We start from the raw sequence: 12,576 nt of genomic DNA, 5'->3' as shown, positions 1-12,576 counted from the left end.
CCGCGCGCCGTCCGCCTGTCGTACCACGATGTTGGAGCGGCGGGCGTACCCGTGATCCTCCGCCGCACCACGGCGATCGGGTGACGGGAGTACGGCGTGGAACCGCTCGTGCTGATCGCGGTGCTGGGCGCGACGGTGCTGATCGGCACGACGATCGGCGGCCGCTACAGCGTCGCGCCCCCGGTCCTGCTCATCGCCATGGGCGCGCTGCTCGGACTGCTTCCACCGTTCTCGCACGTGCTGCTCCCACCCGAGGTGGTGCTGCTGCTCTTCCTTCCCGCGATCCTCTACCGGGAGAGCCTCGTCATCAGCATCCGGGAGATCCGGGCCAACTTCACCGTGATCGTCCTGCTGGCGGTGGCGCTGGTGATCCTCACGACGGTCGCCGTCGCGTACGTCGCGCAGGCGCTCGGCGTGGAACCCGCGCCGGCCTGGGTGCTCGGCGCGGTGCTCGCGCCGACCGACGCCGCAGCCGTCGCCGGCCTGGCCAAGCGGATGCCGCGCGGCATCCTCACCACGCTGCGCGCGGAGAGCCTGATCAACGACGGCACGGCGCTGGTGCTCTTCTCCGTCGCGGTCGGGGTGATCGTCGGTGGCGCGGTGCCCGGGGCGCTCGGGCTGCTCGGGGGGTTCGTCGGTTCGGCCGCTGTCGGTGTCGTCGCCGGCCTGCTGGTCGGCGGGGCCGCCATCCTGATCCGGCGGCACGTCGACGACCCGCTGCGTGAGGGCGGGATCAGTATCCTCACCCCGTTCGTGGCGTTCCTGCTCGCGGACAGCGTGCACGCCAGCGGCGTCCTGGCGGTGGTGGTCGCCGGGCTGCTGCTCTCCTGGGCCGCGCCCCGGGTCGTGCGGGCCCGCTCGCGGGTCACCGCGTACGCGTTCTGGGACCTGTCCACCTTCATGGTCAACGGTGGTCTGTTCGTGTTGCTCGGCATGCAGGTGCCGCGGTCCCTGCGCGGCATCACCAGCCACTCGCCGGCGCAGTCGCTGGGCATCGCGGCGGTGGTGACCGTCGTCGTCGTGGTGACCCGGATGGCCTGGGTGCACCTGGCCACGTCCACCCTGCAGAGCCTCGACCGGCGCGAGTCCCGCCGCGGCCGCGGGTTCGACTGGCGGGTCCGCACCGCGGCCGGCTGGGCGGGGTTCCGCGGTGCGGTCTCGCTGGCCGCCGCCCTCGCCGTGCCGGTCGCCACCAGCGCCGGCACGCCCGTCCACGAACGCGACCTGATCATCTTCGTGACCGTCACGGTCATCGTGCTGACCATGCTGATCCAGGGCACCACGCTTCCGGCCGTGGTGGGCTGGGCCGGCCTGAGCGGTGACCAGGAGCGGGAGGACGAGCTCCGCTGGGCGCGTATCCGCGCCACCGAGGCCGCGCTCGACGCCCTGCCCCAGGTGGCCGCCCACGTGGGTGCCTCCACGGACGCCGTCGAGCGGCTCCGCTCCGACTACCAGGAGCACCTCGAGGACATCCGGTCCCCGAGGGATCAGCAGGCCGAGGAGGAGCGGGAGAACGCCCGACTGCTGCGGCTGGCCGTCCTCGACCAGAAGCGGCAGGAACTCACCCGACTGCGCCGGACCAACCAGATCGACGACGCCGTGCTGCGGGAGGTGCAGGCAGCCCTGGACATCGAGGAGATCCGGCTGCTCGGTCCGACGGTCGAGGACTGACGGAGGACGTCAGCTGCCCTCGGGCACGGCCATCTCGCCGAGCAGCGACCAGCCCTGCTGCGGGACGGTCACGTTGACGATCCGGGGCGTCTCGGCCAGGTGCGGCGGCAGGGTCCGCTGCGCCGTGCGGAAGTGCTCCGACTGCACGTGCGCGGCACCGGCCGCGTCGTCCCGGAACGCCTCGACCAGCACGTACTCCGCCGGGTCGTCCAGGCTGCGCGACCAGTCGAACCACAGGCAGCCCGGCTCGGCGCGGGTGGCCTCGGTGAACTCCGCCGCGATCTGCGGCCAGCGGTCGGCGTCCTCCGGCTTCACCCGGAACTTCGCGGTAATGAAGATCATGGGATCAGGTTACCGACCGGTACCCCGGGTGCGGCGGTGCCGCAGTCGTCGGCGTGTCAGCAGCACTCCGGCCGCGGCCACGCCCGCCGCCACCAGTGCCACGGCAGTCGGGCCCCGCATCGACCGGGCCGGCGTCGGGTTGGCAGCCGCCGCGGCCTCCGGGCCGGGCGGCGGATCAATGGGTGTCGGGGTCGAGCCGGGAACCAGGTAGGCGTTGCTGGCGATCTGGGCCTCGTCCTCGGGCAGCTCCTCGGAGGTGAGGCTGACCAGGTTGCGTACCACCGCGCCGGGTGCCGCATCCGAACGGACCTTCCCGGTGATCGTGACCCGTGGTGCCGGCGAGCCGGTGGCCAGGCGTACGTCGCCGAGGTCGCAGACCACCTCGCGGGCGGTCACCCCGCACCAGCCCGGCTCGGCGCGAGCCGTGACGGCCTCCAGGTCGGCGGTGGTGGTGAAGGTGATCCGTGCGGCGGCGAGGGCCGCCGTACCGGCGATCGTGACCGTGTGCGTCACCCGTTGCCCGGGCAGCGCGCCGAACGGGGTCGACGTCAGCACGGGTGTGGCGTCCACCGGAGGGCTCGTTGTGGGTGTCGGGGCAACACCGATCACGGTGGCCATGATGGCCACCGCGGATGCGGCAACCGCTTCCCCCATGCCCGCACTCTAGGCCTCACCGGGGCTGCCCGCTGGGCTAATTGGCCGCAACTCCCGGGTCGAGCTCGGACCCTTCGCCGGGCGCTATCGATCTCCCCGTTTCTCCTCCGGCCCGTCTCCCGCTCGACCACAGTGGTGACGTGGCCGAGGAGGTGGCGTGAGCGGACTGCGTACCGACCTGTACGAGCTGCGGATGGCGGCCAGCTACCTGCGCCGCGGCATGACGGAGCCCGCCACGTTCAGCCTTTTCGTGCGTCGCCTGCCGCCCCAGCGGGGGTTCCTGGTCGCGGCCGGCCTGGCCGAGGCGCTGGCCTTCCTGGAGAGCTTCGCCTTCGACGACGACGAGCTGGGCTACCTGCGCGATGTCGTCGGGCTCGACCCGCCGACCCTGGCGGCGCTCGCCGGGCTCCGGTTCACCGGCGACGTCTGGGCGGTGCCGGAGGGCCGGGCGGTGTTCGCCGACGAACCGCTGCTGGAGGTGACCGCGCCGATCGCGGAGGCGCAGCTGGTGGAGACCGGGGTGTTGAATCTGATCACCTTCCACACCACGGTGGCCAGCAAGGCCGCCCGCTGCCGGCTCGCCGCCGGTGACGCGCAGCTGATCGACTTCGCGTTCCGCCGTACGCACGGCATCGAGGCCGGGGCGGGCGTGGCCCGGGCGTCGGCCATCGCCGGCTTCGCCGCGACCAGCCACGTCGAGGCCGCCCGACACTACGGACTCCGACCGTCCGGGACGATGGCCCACTCGTACGTCGAGGCCTTCACCGACGAGCGGGCCGCGTTCCGTGCCTTCGCCGCCGACTTCCCCGTGAACCCGATCTTCCTCGTCGACACCTACGACACGCCCGCCGGCGTCCGGGCCGCCGTCGATGTCATCTCCGAACTCGGGCTGACCGGGCCGGTGGCGGTCCGGCTCGACTCGGGTGATCTCGCCGCGCTGGCCAGGCAGGCCCGCGCGATCCTGGACGAGGCCGGGCTGTGGCAGGCGCAGATCGTGGCCAGCGGCAGCCTCGACGAGGACGTCATCGCCGCACTCGTCGCCCAGGGTGCGCCGATCGACGCGTACGGCGTGGGCACCAGGATGGGCGTCTCCTACGACGCGCCGTCGCTGGACAGCGCGTACAAGCTTGTCTCCGTCGGCGACCGGCCGGTGCTCAAGCTGTCGCCCGGCAAGGCCACCCTGCCGGGCCCCAAGCAGGTCTTCCGTGACCCCGCCGGGGCCAGCGGCGACGTGATCGGGCTGCGGAACGAGCCGTCTGTGGCGGGCCGGGAACCGCTGCTCGTGCCGGTCATGCGCGGCGGACGCCGCCTCGAGGCCGCGGATCCGGCCGGCGAGCTGCGCGCCGCGCAGGACCGGTTCCACGCCGATCTCGCCTGGCTACCCGACGCGGCGCGTCGCCTGGCCGACCCGGTTCCGCTCGCCGCCACGGTGAGCCCGGCACTGGCCGCGCTTCATGACCGGGTGGCCGCGCAACTGGGTCGCGGTGGCACCTACTGACCGCCGTAGCGGCTGTGTACCATCTGGTACATGGATTACGCGCAGACAATCACCACCACGGCAGGCCTCGAGCACGCCTGGGCCGCGGTGGCGAACGTGACGACCTATCCCCAGTGGACGGCGTCCATGTCGGCCGTGGAACCCCTCGACGGCCCGACGCTGGAGCTGGGCAACCGGTTCCGCGTCCGGCAGCCCGGCCTGCCGCCGACCGTGTGGCGGGTCTGCGAGGTGCGACACGGCGCATCATTCCAATGGGACTCACACGTTCCCGGCGTGCACACCGTCGCCTACCACCGGGTGGACCGCCAGCCGGACGGGACGACCCGGATCAGCATCGGCATCCAGCAGCGCGGTGCCCTCGCCTGGCTGGTCGCGCTGCTGACCGCAGCGCGGACGCGACGGTACCTCCGGATGGAGGCGACCGGGCTCAAGGCGGCCGCCGAGGCCGGTGCCGCTGCGGCGGCGAACGACGGCGCGGCGTCCACCGGTGGCCGGTGACGCCCGCGAGGCGCTGCTCGACCGATGCCTCGCCTTCCTGAAGGAAGGCGGGTTCAGCCAGCTCAGCCTGCGCGAGATCGCCTCCGGTACGGGCACCAGCCACCGGATGCTGATCTACCACTTCGGCAGCCGGGAGGGCCTGCTCGCGGAGGTGGTCCGGCGCATCGAGGCCGAGCAGCGCGCGGCGCTCACCGCGCTCGTCATGGAGACGGACGACCCGGTCGAGGTGAGCCGGCAGTTCTGGCAGCGCCTGGCCGACCCGGAGTTGGCCCCGGCGGAACGGTTGTTCTTCGAAATCTACGCGCAGGCGCTGTTCGGTCGATCCTGGACCGAGCCGTTCCGGGCCTCGGTCATCGCCGCCTGGGCGGGCCCCGTCGAGGAGATGTTCATCCAGCTCGGACACGGCCCCGACGAAGCCCGCCGGCGGGCCCGGCTGGGCCTCGCCGCGACCCGTGGCCTGCTGCTGGACCTGCTGATCACCGGTGACCGGGACGTCCTCGACGCCGCGGCCGACCTGTTCGCGCGTCTGATCACGGCACCGCCCCCGTCGACAGCGTGAGTTGCTGGAAGCGCCCCGATATCGTCACGCTCAGCGGAGGCAGTCACCGATCCCGGCGTGGGGGTGTGCATGGACGCGGTCGAGGTGCTGGTGATCGGGGCGGGGCCGACCGGACTCGCCATGGCCGCGCAGTTGGCCGCCCTCGGGGTCCGGGTACGCGTGGTCGACCGGGCGCTGGACCGGGCGCACGAATCCCGCGCGCTGGCGATCCAGCCCCGTACCCTGGAGGTCCTCGCCGGCCTCGGCGTCACCGACCAGTTGGTCGCCGAAGGCAACCGAGCGGTGCGTATCTGTCTGCACGCCCACAATCGGCAGCAGGCGGTGCCGCTGTTCGACCTCGGCCTGCAGGACACCCCGTACCCGTACCTGCTGATGCTGTCCCAGGCGGAGACCGAGCGGATCCTCGGCGAGCGCCTGGCGGCGGCCGGGGTTCCCGTCGAGCGCGGCGTCGAGCTGGCCGGGCTGGATCGCACCGGCGACGCGCCGGTGGCGACGCTGCGACACCGCGACGGCCGTGACGAACAGCTGCCGACCCGGTTCGTGGTGGGCTGCGACGGCGCGCACAGCACGGTCCGCCAGCTGACCGGCATCGGGTTCGAGGGCGGCACGTACCCGCAGACGTTCGTGCTGGCCGACCTGGAGGTCGACGGCGTCGACAGCGACGCCGCACACGCCTTCCTCGCAGGTCAGGGGATGCTGCTGCTCTTCCCGCTCGGCCACCCGGCGACCTGGCGGCTGCTGGCCATGCGACCATCCACCGACCAGACCCCGCCGGGCGTCCCGCTCACCCTCGACGAGGTGCAGAACCTCGCCGACAACTACACCGGCGCGACGCTGCGACTGCACCACCCGGTCTGGATGACGAACTTCCGCCTGCACCACCGCGCAGCCACCCGCTACCGGTCCGGCCCCGTTTTCCTGGCCGGCGACGCCGCCCACATCCACAGCCCGGTCGGCGCGCAGGGCATGAACAGCGGCATCCAGGACGCCGTCAACCTCAGCTGGAAGATCAGCCAGGCGCTGCGGGGCAACACCGACCCGGCACTGCTGGACAGCTACGAGGCGGAACGGGCACCGGTCGGCCGGATGGTGCTGCGCTTCACCGACCGGGCGTTCACCGCCGCCACCTCCACCAGCCCGCTCGCCCGGTTCACCCGGACCCGGATCGCTCCCGTCCTCATGCCCGCCGTGCTCACCCCCAGGCGCGTACGCGCCACCGCCTTCCGCACGATGGCGCAACTGAACATCGGCTACCGCCACAGTCCCCTGTCGGCGCAGGGCCCGGCCGCGCCGCGCACCGGGCCCCGGGCCGGTGACCGGCTGCCCGACGCCCCGGCCTCCGGCACCACCCTGCACGAGCTCACCGCCCCGCCCGGCTGGCATCTGCTGCTGTGCGGTCCGCCCGCGGCCTGGCCACCGGGCCCCATCGCGCGGCTGACCCGCGCCCGCCAGGTCACCGTGCACCGGCTGACCTCGGCCGACGACGGCCCGGCGCTCCACCGCCTCGGCCTCGCTCCCGGCATGGCCGGCCTCTGCCTGGTACGCCCAGACGGGCACATCGGCTACCGGTCCGGCGGCGGGGACCTCACCGGGTTGGCGGTGTACCTGCGCCGCTGGCTCGGCTGATCCGCCCCGGTCAGTGCCGCCGCCCTTGGCGCGGCTCGCATACGATCAAGCCCCAGCGCAGACCGGGGAGACAAACCGATGCACAACCTCACCCCAGCCGATGTCCGGAACGTCGCCTTCAGGAAGCCTCCGCTAGGCAAGCGCGGGTACGACGAGCAGGATGTCGACACGTTTCTGGACGCCGTCGAACAGACCATCGCCGCGCTGACGGAGGAGGTCACCTCGCTGCGTGCCCAACTTGGCCACAGCGCTCCTCCGCCCCGAGGCTCCGGCACACCAAGCAGTGGCCCGGGGGTGCCCGCGGAGCTTGAGGAGATCAAGATTCGGCTCGCACGACTTGAGGCTGCCGTTGCCGGCGCGGGCTTGAGGCCGCCCATCGGTGATCCGCTGTTTGGCAATGGCCACTGAGGTCCTCTCCGTTCCAGGAGGACGGAGACTCCCGACGCCGATGGAGGCTGCCGGAATCATCCAGTCACTACCCTGTTCGGGATGAGCGATCACGGCTGGTTGGCTGACACTCGGACCTCTTACGACACGGTCGCGGTCAGCTACGCCAACCAACTGCGCGACGCTCTCGCTGGCAAGCCCTACCTACGAGCGAGTCTGGCGTTGTTCGCCGACCTGGTTCACGCCGCTGGCGGCGGGCCGGTGGCTGACGTGGGCTGCGGACCAGGACACGTCACCGCCCACCTGCGCAAGCTGGGTGTCGACGCCTTCGGCATCGACCTTTCACCCGCGATGGTCGATGTGGCTCGGCGTGACCACCCCGGCGTGCGGTTCGAGGTGGGCTCGATGACGGACCTGGACCTCGCCGACGCCTCGGTTGCCGGCCTGCTCGCCTTCTGGTCGCTGATTCACATCCCCGACGACGCGGTACCCAGGGTTCTCGGCCACTTCCGGCGGGCGCTGCGTCCCGGCGCACCGCTGCTGCTCGGCTTTCACGTCGGCGGCGAATCGCGGCTAAAGACAGAGGGCTACGGCGGCCATCCGATGAAGGTTCACGTCCACCGCCGCCAGCCTGACCAGGTGTCAGCCTGGCTACGCGATGCCGAATTCACGGTCGAGGCGCAGATGATGATCGATCCGGACGAGAGCGTTCCAGGAGCCGTCCTCTTCGCGCGCCGCCTGCCCTAGCCTGAACGGATCCAGTGGCGCCACGAGTGGGAAGGAGACGGCGAGGGCGGGAAACGAGGACCAGCAGGGGCTGACCGCCAAAGACGGGTCACGCCGCGCGAGTGGATATCTGGTTTCAGGGCGTGATGGCGTACTCGGTGAAGCTGCCGCAGGGTTGGAAGCCAAGCCGGCGGTAGACAGATTCGCCCTCGGAAGAGGCTTGCAGGACCACCGTGCGGTAGCCCGCGCCGTACGCGGTGCGCAAGGTCGCCACGGTGATGGCGCTGCCGTAGCCGCGCCGACGGTCGGTCGCCAGGGTAGCGATGTTGTAGATCCCAGCGACTCCCGAGTGGAGAAAGACCTCGGCCGAGCAGACGGGGCGGCCGCCAACGTAGCCGACCAGGTAGTGAGCGGGGCAATCGGGGGCGAGGGCCCAGTCGGCGGCATCAGCAAAGAAGCGGCGCACCGTGGCAGCCGGTGGGTTCCAGTTCGCAGCCAGGACGGTCGAGTAATCGGCGAGTTGGCCGGGGGTCCTCACCCGGCGGATGGCCAGATCCGTAGCAGGTTGCTGGGGTGGGGCTTCACGTAGGTCCTGCCACATGCCGGTCTCGGTCTCGGATGCCTGGAGACCGGCGCCTTCCAGGAGCGAGGCGAGATCCGTTGGTGTGGAGGCCGGACCCACCCACCACGAGAAGGGACGCCCGGTGGTGGCGAGTGCCTGAAGGGTCTGCGTGATCCGGGTCGAGGCGGTGTCCGGCGTGAGACGCGCCGCCGCAACGATGTTGAAGGTGTCGTCGTCCAAGCCGCTGTCGGCGATCAGGAGGTCGTTGGTTTCAATGACGGTCGAGCCCACCACATGCCGGTGCAAGTGACAGGCATGCTCGGCGAGGTTCTGCTCCATCGCGATCATCAGGTCTGAGCGGCCGCCGAGCCGCTGTTTCCCTTCATTCATAGCGGTTCATCACATCATGTCTGTTCGCCGTTCGCGCATGAGTTTGTGGCTGATGCCGTCGCTACGTCGTCAGCACCGAAGCGGTGATCGCGGATGGCTCGGACTCGAGGCCCGTGGCTGGGACGGGCACCTCGGGTCGCCGTTAGGCTCCACGGCTATGCCCGGGACGTCTGCCATGTCGATGTTCGCCGCACTGCTGGACCGCTCGGTGGCCCGGATCGGAGAGCTGGCGGCCGATGGCCGCCGCTTCGACCGGTGGGCTGTCGCCGAAATCGCGGACGTCTGGGACAACAACACCTTCCCGCTGTTCGGTGCGGCGCTCAGTCGCGGGGCGTGGCTGCGTGAGCGGCGCGCGAAGGCTGCGCTGGTATGGATGGCAGACCTGGGACAGTCCCGCCGGGCGTGGATGATCGAGCAGGCCGCAGTCGCCGGACACCGGCTGGAGCCCCTGCTGCCCCCGCTCGTCGACCGTGTCGTGCACTACCGCGACTACCAGGGGCAGGTCTGGCCCGGCGCCATCCCGCTGACCGCGGCGGCTGTCGAGAGCGTCGCGAAGGACTACGATCTGGCCCGCGCGCAGGTCCGCACCGTGCGGGTGGAACGCGCCGGGCAGGAACTCTCCGGCTACATCGCTCTCGCGGCGCCGCGCCGCTACGCCACACCGGGCGACCATGGGGATGCGGTCGTTCAGTTGTTCCTCGGCGGCGTGTGGGCCGTGGAGTTCGACAGCGGTGACGGGGCCGGTGCGACCTTGGCCGCCGACGCCACCGGAGTCGAGGTCCGCCTCGGCGCCCAGGGTTACCTTCGCGCCGCCTCGGCCACCATCGGGTTCGACGACCCGTCGTGGCACCTGTCGCACGCCGGCCAGGCCGCGGACGCGTACACCCCACACCGCCGCGCCGCCCGGCGCAAGCCTCGACGGATCAAGCTGCCACTGCAGGCGACGGAGGCGGCCTTCGTGCTCCACCAGGCGATGCTCGAGATCCGTTCGGTGCGCTACGCGTCGGCCGTCGGCCGGGTTCCGCTGCGGGAGCTGTGCGACGCCTTCGCGGGCGCCGGCGACGGCGTGCTCACCGCCGCGGGTCAGCGGGGGGCGGCGCGCGACCGTGCGTTCCGACGGTTGGCCGAGGAATGGCTCACCGGGAGTCCCAGCGTGGCCCGCCGGATGGCCGCCTGGTTGGCAGATGACCACTGGGTTCAAGCGGTGGTTCCGGCCAGCTCGCCCCGGCCCACGGTGGTCGACCTACCGGCGCAGGCCCAACTCACGTTGGCCGCCTACACCGCCGCCCACGCCCCGTTCGGCGAGGTACGCGACGCTTCAGCGGTGGTCAACCTCGCCGTCCCCGACAGTGAGGACACGTGGAGACTGCGGGCGGTGGAGTTCCCGCGACCCGCGCGTCTGTCGCTGCGCACAGCCGCGCTCACCGCCCCCCACGCCGTCTCGTACACCGAGGGCGAATCGCTGTCCCTCGGCGACGGCGCCTTCGCCGTCACGAGCCGCGAGCCCGGCCCCCGGTGATGCTCAGTGCCACGGATGCCACGCGACTTCGATCACGACCCGCCACAACCGAAACAGGCCCCGGGCCACTCCTAGTGTTGGTGGGAGGCTGGGTTGCGGAGTGAACGAGAGTACGTCGAGTACGCGCAGGCACGCATGACGTGGATGCGACGGCTGGCGTACAGACTGTGCGGGCAGTGGGCGGCCGCTGACGACCTGGTGCAGGAGTGCCTCGTCGCGCTGTACCGGCATTGGCGCAAGGCGTCGGCGGCGGACTCGCTCGACGGCTACGTCCGGGTGATGCTGGTCCACGCCTACCTGGCCGAGCGGGAGCGGTCCTGGACCCGCCGGGTCCGGCCCGTGGCAGACGTGACCGGGCCCTCGACGGCGCCACTGGCCGACGCGGAACACCGCCTCGACCTGCTGGCTGCGCTGGCGAAGCTGTCCCGTGGGTAGCGCGCGGTGCTGGTCCTGCGTTACTGGAAGAACTCGACGTCGCGCAGACCGCCGCGGCGCTGGGCTGCTCGACCGGGACCGTCAAGAGCCAGACCTCCTATGCCATCGCGGCGCTGCGCCGCCCGCTGCCGAACCAAGCGCCGGGAGGGCTGATGGCAGTTAGCGCCGCGCGCCTTGGGCGCTCTGGCGTCCTATAGGTGGCAGGGTGAATCTGAAGGAGTGGGCGGCGTCGCAGGGCATCGCGTATGTGACCGCGCGGCGGCAGTACGCGGCCGGGACGTTGCCTGTTCCCACGTTCCGATTGGGTCGGCTCATCGTGGTGGGTGAGCCTCTGGCCGCGGCGGCGCCCAGTACTGCGCAGGTGGTGGTGTACGCCCGGGTCTCGTCGGCGGAGCAGCGGTCTGATCTGGACCGGCAGGTGGCGCGCGTGCCATGTGGGTGACCGGGCAGCAGTTGGCCGTGTCGCGGGTGGTGAGCGAGGTCGGGTCCGCATTGGACGGGGATCGCAAGGAGTTCCTCGCCCTGTTGCGCGATCCGACGGTGGCGACCATTGTGGTGGAGCACCGGGACCGGTTCGCCCGTTTCGGTGGCGAGTGTGTGGAGGCGGTGCTGGCTGCTTCGGGGCGTCGGCTGCTGGTGGTGGACCCGGTGGAGGTGGACGGCGATCTGGTGCGGGATGTCAGCGAGATTCTGACCGGCCTGTGCGTCCGCCTTTATGGGCGTCGGGGCGCCGCCGACCGGGCCCGGCGGGCCGTCGCAGCGGCGATGAACGATGGCGGCACCGCGTGAAGGTGGTGCAGGCGTACCGGTACGCGCTTGATCTGACCCCGGCACAGGAGCGGGCGGTGTTGGCGCACGCCGGCGCGGCGCGGGTGGCGTACAACTGGGCCCTGGCCCGAGTGAAGGCGGTCATGGACCAGCGCGCCGCGGAACGCACCTACGGCGTGCCCGACGAACTGCTCACCCCGACGGTCGGGTGGAATCTTCCGGCGTTGCGCAAGGCGTGGAACCAGGCGAAGCCGGACGTGGCGCCGTGGTGGCCGGAGTGTTCCAAGGAGGCGTTCAACACCGGCCTCGACGCCCTGGCCTGCGGCTTGAAGAATTGGTCCGACTCGCGGACCGGCAAGCGAAAGGGGCGGCGAGTCGGGTTCCCGCGGTTCAAGTCACGGCGCCGCAGCACGCCGAGCATCCGGTTCACCACGGGCGCGATCCGGGTGGAGCCGGACCGCCAGCACGTCGTGCTGCCCCGGCTGGGCCGGTTGAAGTTGCACGAGTCTGCCCGCAAGCTCGCCCGGCGTCTGGAGGCGGACACGGCGCGGATCCTGTCCGCGACGGTGCGTCGTGACGGCGGGCGGTGGCATGTCGCGTTCTGCGTTGAGGTCGACCGGGCCGAGCGCACCCCCGCTCGCCGGCAGGCGGTGGTTGGGCTGGACGTCGGGATCACGCACCTGGCGGTGCTGTCCACCGGCAAGATGGAGCCCAACCCGAGCCACCTTGAGGAGGCGGCCCGGCGGATGCGGCGTCTGGCTCGCCGGTTGTCCCGCCGTGTCGGTCCAGACCGTCGTAGCGGTCAGCGGCCCTCGATGCGGTGGGAACGCGCACGCAGGCAGGTCGCCCAGGCGCATGCGCGGGTGGCGAACCTGCGCCGTGACGGTCTGCACAAGCTCACAACCCGCCTTGCTCGTGAGTACGGCACGATCGTGGTGGAG

Annotated in this window: 13 protein-coding genes and 1 pseudogene; 11 read left to right on the top strand and 3 right to left on the bottom strand. The window is 71.6% G+C overall.

Annotation, left to right across the window (positions count from 1 at the left end):
* Positions 1-96: 96 nt before the first annotated feature.
* Entirely contained in the window at positions 97-1,671 is a 1,575-nt protein-coding gene (locus tag ACNAVT_RS26115; protein WP_416299954.1) for a Na+/H+ antiporter, read from the top strand.
* A gap of 9 nt (positions 1,672-1,680) precedes the next feature.
* On the opposite strand, the gene ACNAVT_RS26110 is transcribed toward ACNAVT_RS26115, so the two are convergent.
* Both ACNAVT_RS26110 and ACNAVT_RS26105 read right to left on the bottom strand, forming a co-directional pair.
* The gene (locus tag ACNAVT_RS26110) at positions 1,681-2,013 is read right to left on the bottom strand and encodes a putative quinol monooxygenase (protein ID WP_416299953.1); all 333 of its coding nucleotides are present in this window, start codon (positions 2,011-2,013) and stop codon (positions 1,681-1,683) included.
* A 9-nt stretch (positions 2,014-2,022) separates the two neighbouring features.
* Positions 2,023-2,583 carry a hypothetical protein gene (locus tag ACNAVT_RS26105; RefSeq protein WP_416299951.1) on the bottom strand — a complete coding sequence of 187 codons (561 nt, stop codon included), beginning with the start codon at positions 2,581-2,583 and terminating at the stop codon, positions 2,023-2,025.
* A gap of 241 nt (positions 2,584-2,824) precedes the next feature.
* Between ACNAVT_RS26105 and ACNAVT_RS26100 the strand changes: the two genes are divergently transcribed.
* The 6 genes from ACNAVT_RS26100 to ACNAVT_RS26075 all read left to right on the top strand — a co-directional run bounded on the left by ACNAVT_RS26100 (position 2,825) and on the right by ACNAVT_RS26075 (position 7,982).
* Complete coding sequence (locus ACNAVT_RS26100; protein WP_416299950.1) at positions 2,825-4,165, top strand: nicotinate phosphoribosyltransferase; 1,341 nt, start codon at positions 2,825-2,827, stop codon at positions 4,163-4,165.
* 30 nt (positions 4,166-4,195) lie between these two features.
* Positions 4,196-4,663 (top strand): SRPBCC family protein, encoded by a 468-nt coding sequence (locus ACNAVT_RS26095; protein ID WP_416299949.1) that lies wholly within the window; start codon positions 4,196-4,198, stop codon positions 4,661-4,663.
* Positions 4,653-5,222 carry a TetR/AcrR family transcriptional regulator gene (locus tag ACNAVT_RS26090; protein WP_416299948.1) on the top strand — a complete coding sequence of 190 codons (570 nt, stop codon included), beginning with the start codon at positions 4,653-4,655 and terminating at the stop codon, positions 5,220-5,222. Before ACNAVT_RS26095 ends, ACNAVT_RS26090 begins: the two co-directional genes overlap by 11 nt.
* A 69-nt stretch (positions 5,223-5,291) precedes the next feature.
* Entirely contained in the window at positions 5,292-6,848 is a 1,557-nt protein-coding gene (locus ACNAVT_RS26085; protein WP_416299947.1) for an FAD-dependent monooxygenase, read from the top strand.
* 78 nt (positions 6,849-6,926) lie between these two features.
* Complete coding sequence (locus ACNAVT_RS26080) at positions 6,927-7,256, top strand: DivIVA domain-containing protein (protein WP_416299946.1); 330 nt, start codon at positions 6,927-6,929, stop codon at positions 7,254-7,256.
* Positions 7,257-7,337: 81 nt separating this feature from the next.
* Positions 7,338-7,982 (top strand): class I SAM-dependent methyltransferase, encoded by a 645-nt coding sequence (locus tag ACNAVT_RS26075; protein ID WP_416299945.1) that lies wholly within the window; start codon positions 7,338-7,340, stop codon positions 7,980-7,982.
* 115 nt (positions 7,983-8,097) lie between these two features.
* Here ACNAVT_RS26075 and ACNAVT_RS26070 read toward each other — a convergent pair whose 3' ends face one another.
* Complete coding sequence (locus ACNAVT_RS26070; protein WP_416299944.1) at positions 8,098-8,913, bottom strand: GNAT family N-acetyltransferase; 816 nt, start codon at positions 8,911-8,913, stop codon at positions 8,098-8,100.
* A 157-nt stretch (positions 8,914-9,070) separates the two neighbouring features.
* On the opposite strand from ACNAVT_RS26070, the gene ACNAVT_RS26065 reads away from it, so the two are divergent.
* From ACNAVT_RS26065 to tnpB, 4 genes and pseudogenes are all read left to right on the top strand, one after another.
* Entirely contained in the window at positions 9,071-10,432 is a 1,362-nt protein-coding gene (locus ACNAVT_RS26065; RefSeq protein WP_416299943.1) for a hypothetical protein, read from the top strand.
* Between the two features lie 93 nt (positions 10,433-10,525).
* Positions 10,526-10,867 carry an RNA polymerase sigma factor gene (locus tag ACNAVT_RS26060; protein WP_416299942.1) on the top strand — a complete coding sequence of 114 codons (342 nt, stop codon included), beginning with the start codon at positions 10,526-10,528 and terminating at the stop codon, positions 10,865-10,867.
* Between the two features lie 205 nt (positions 10,868-11,072).
* Positions 11,073-11,656 (top strand): annotated as a pseudogene (locus ACNAVT_RS26055) (IS607 family transposase).
* Positions 11,653-12,576, top strand: a 924-nt coding sequence (gene tnpB, locus ACNAVT_RS26050; protein WP_416299941.1) for an IS607 family element RNA-guided endonuclease TnpB, incomplete at its 3' end; no start/stop codon positions are given. The pseudogene ACNAVT_RS26055 and the gene tnpB, both read left to right, overlap by 4 nt.

The sequence above is a fragment of the Micromonospora sp. SL4-19 genome, from assembly GCF_047921475.1.
GTDB lineage: Bacteria > Actinomycetota > Actinomycetes > Mycobacteriales > Micromonosporaceae > Micromonospora.
This window is presented reverse-complemented; position numbering and strand designations above follow the sequence as displayed.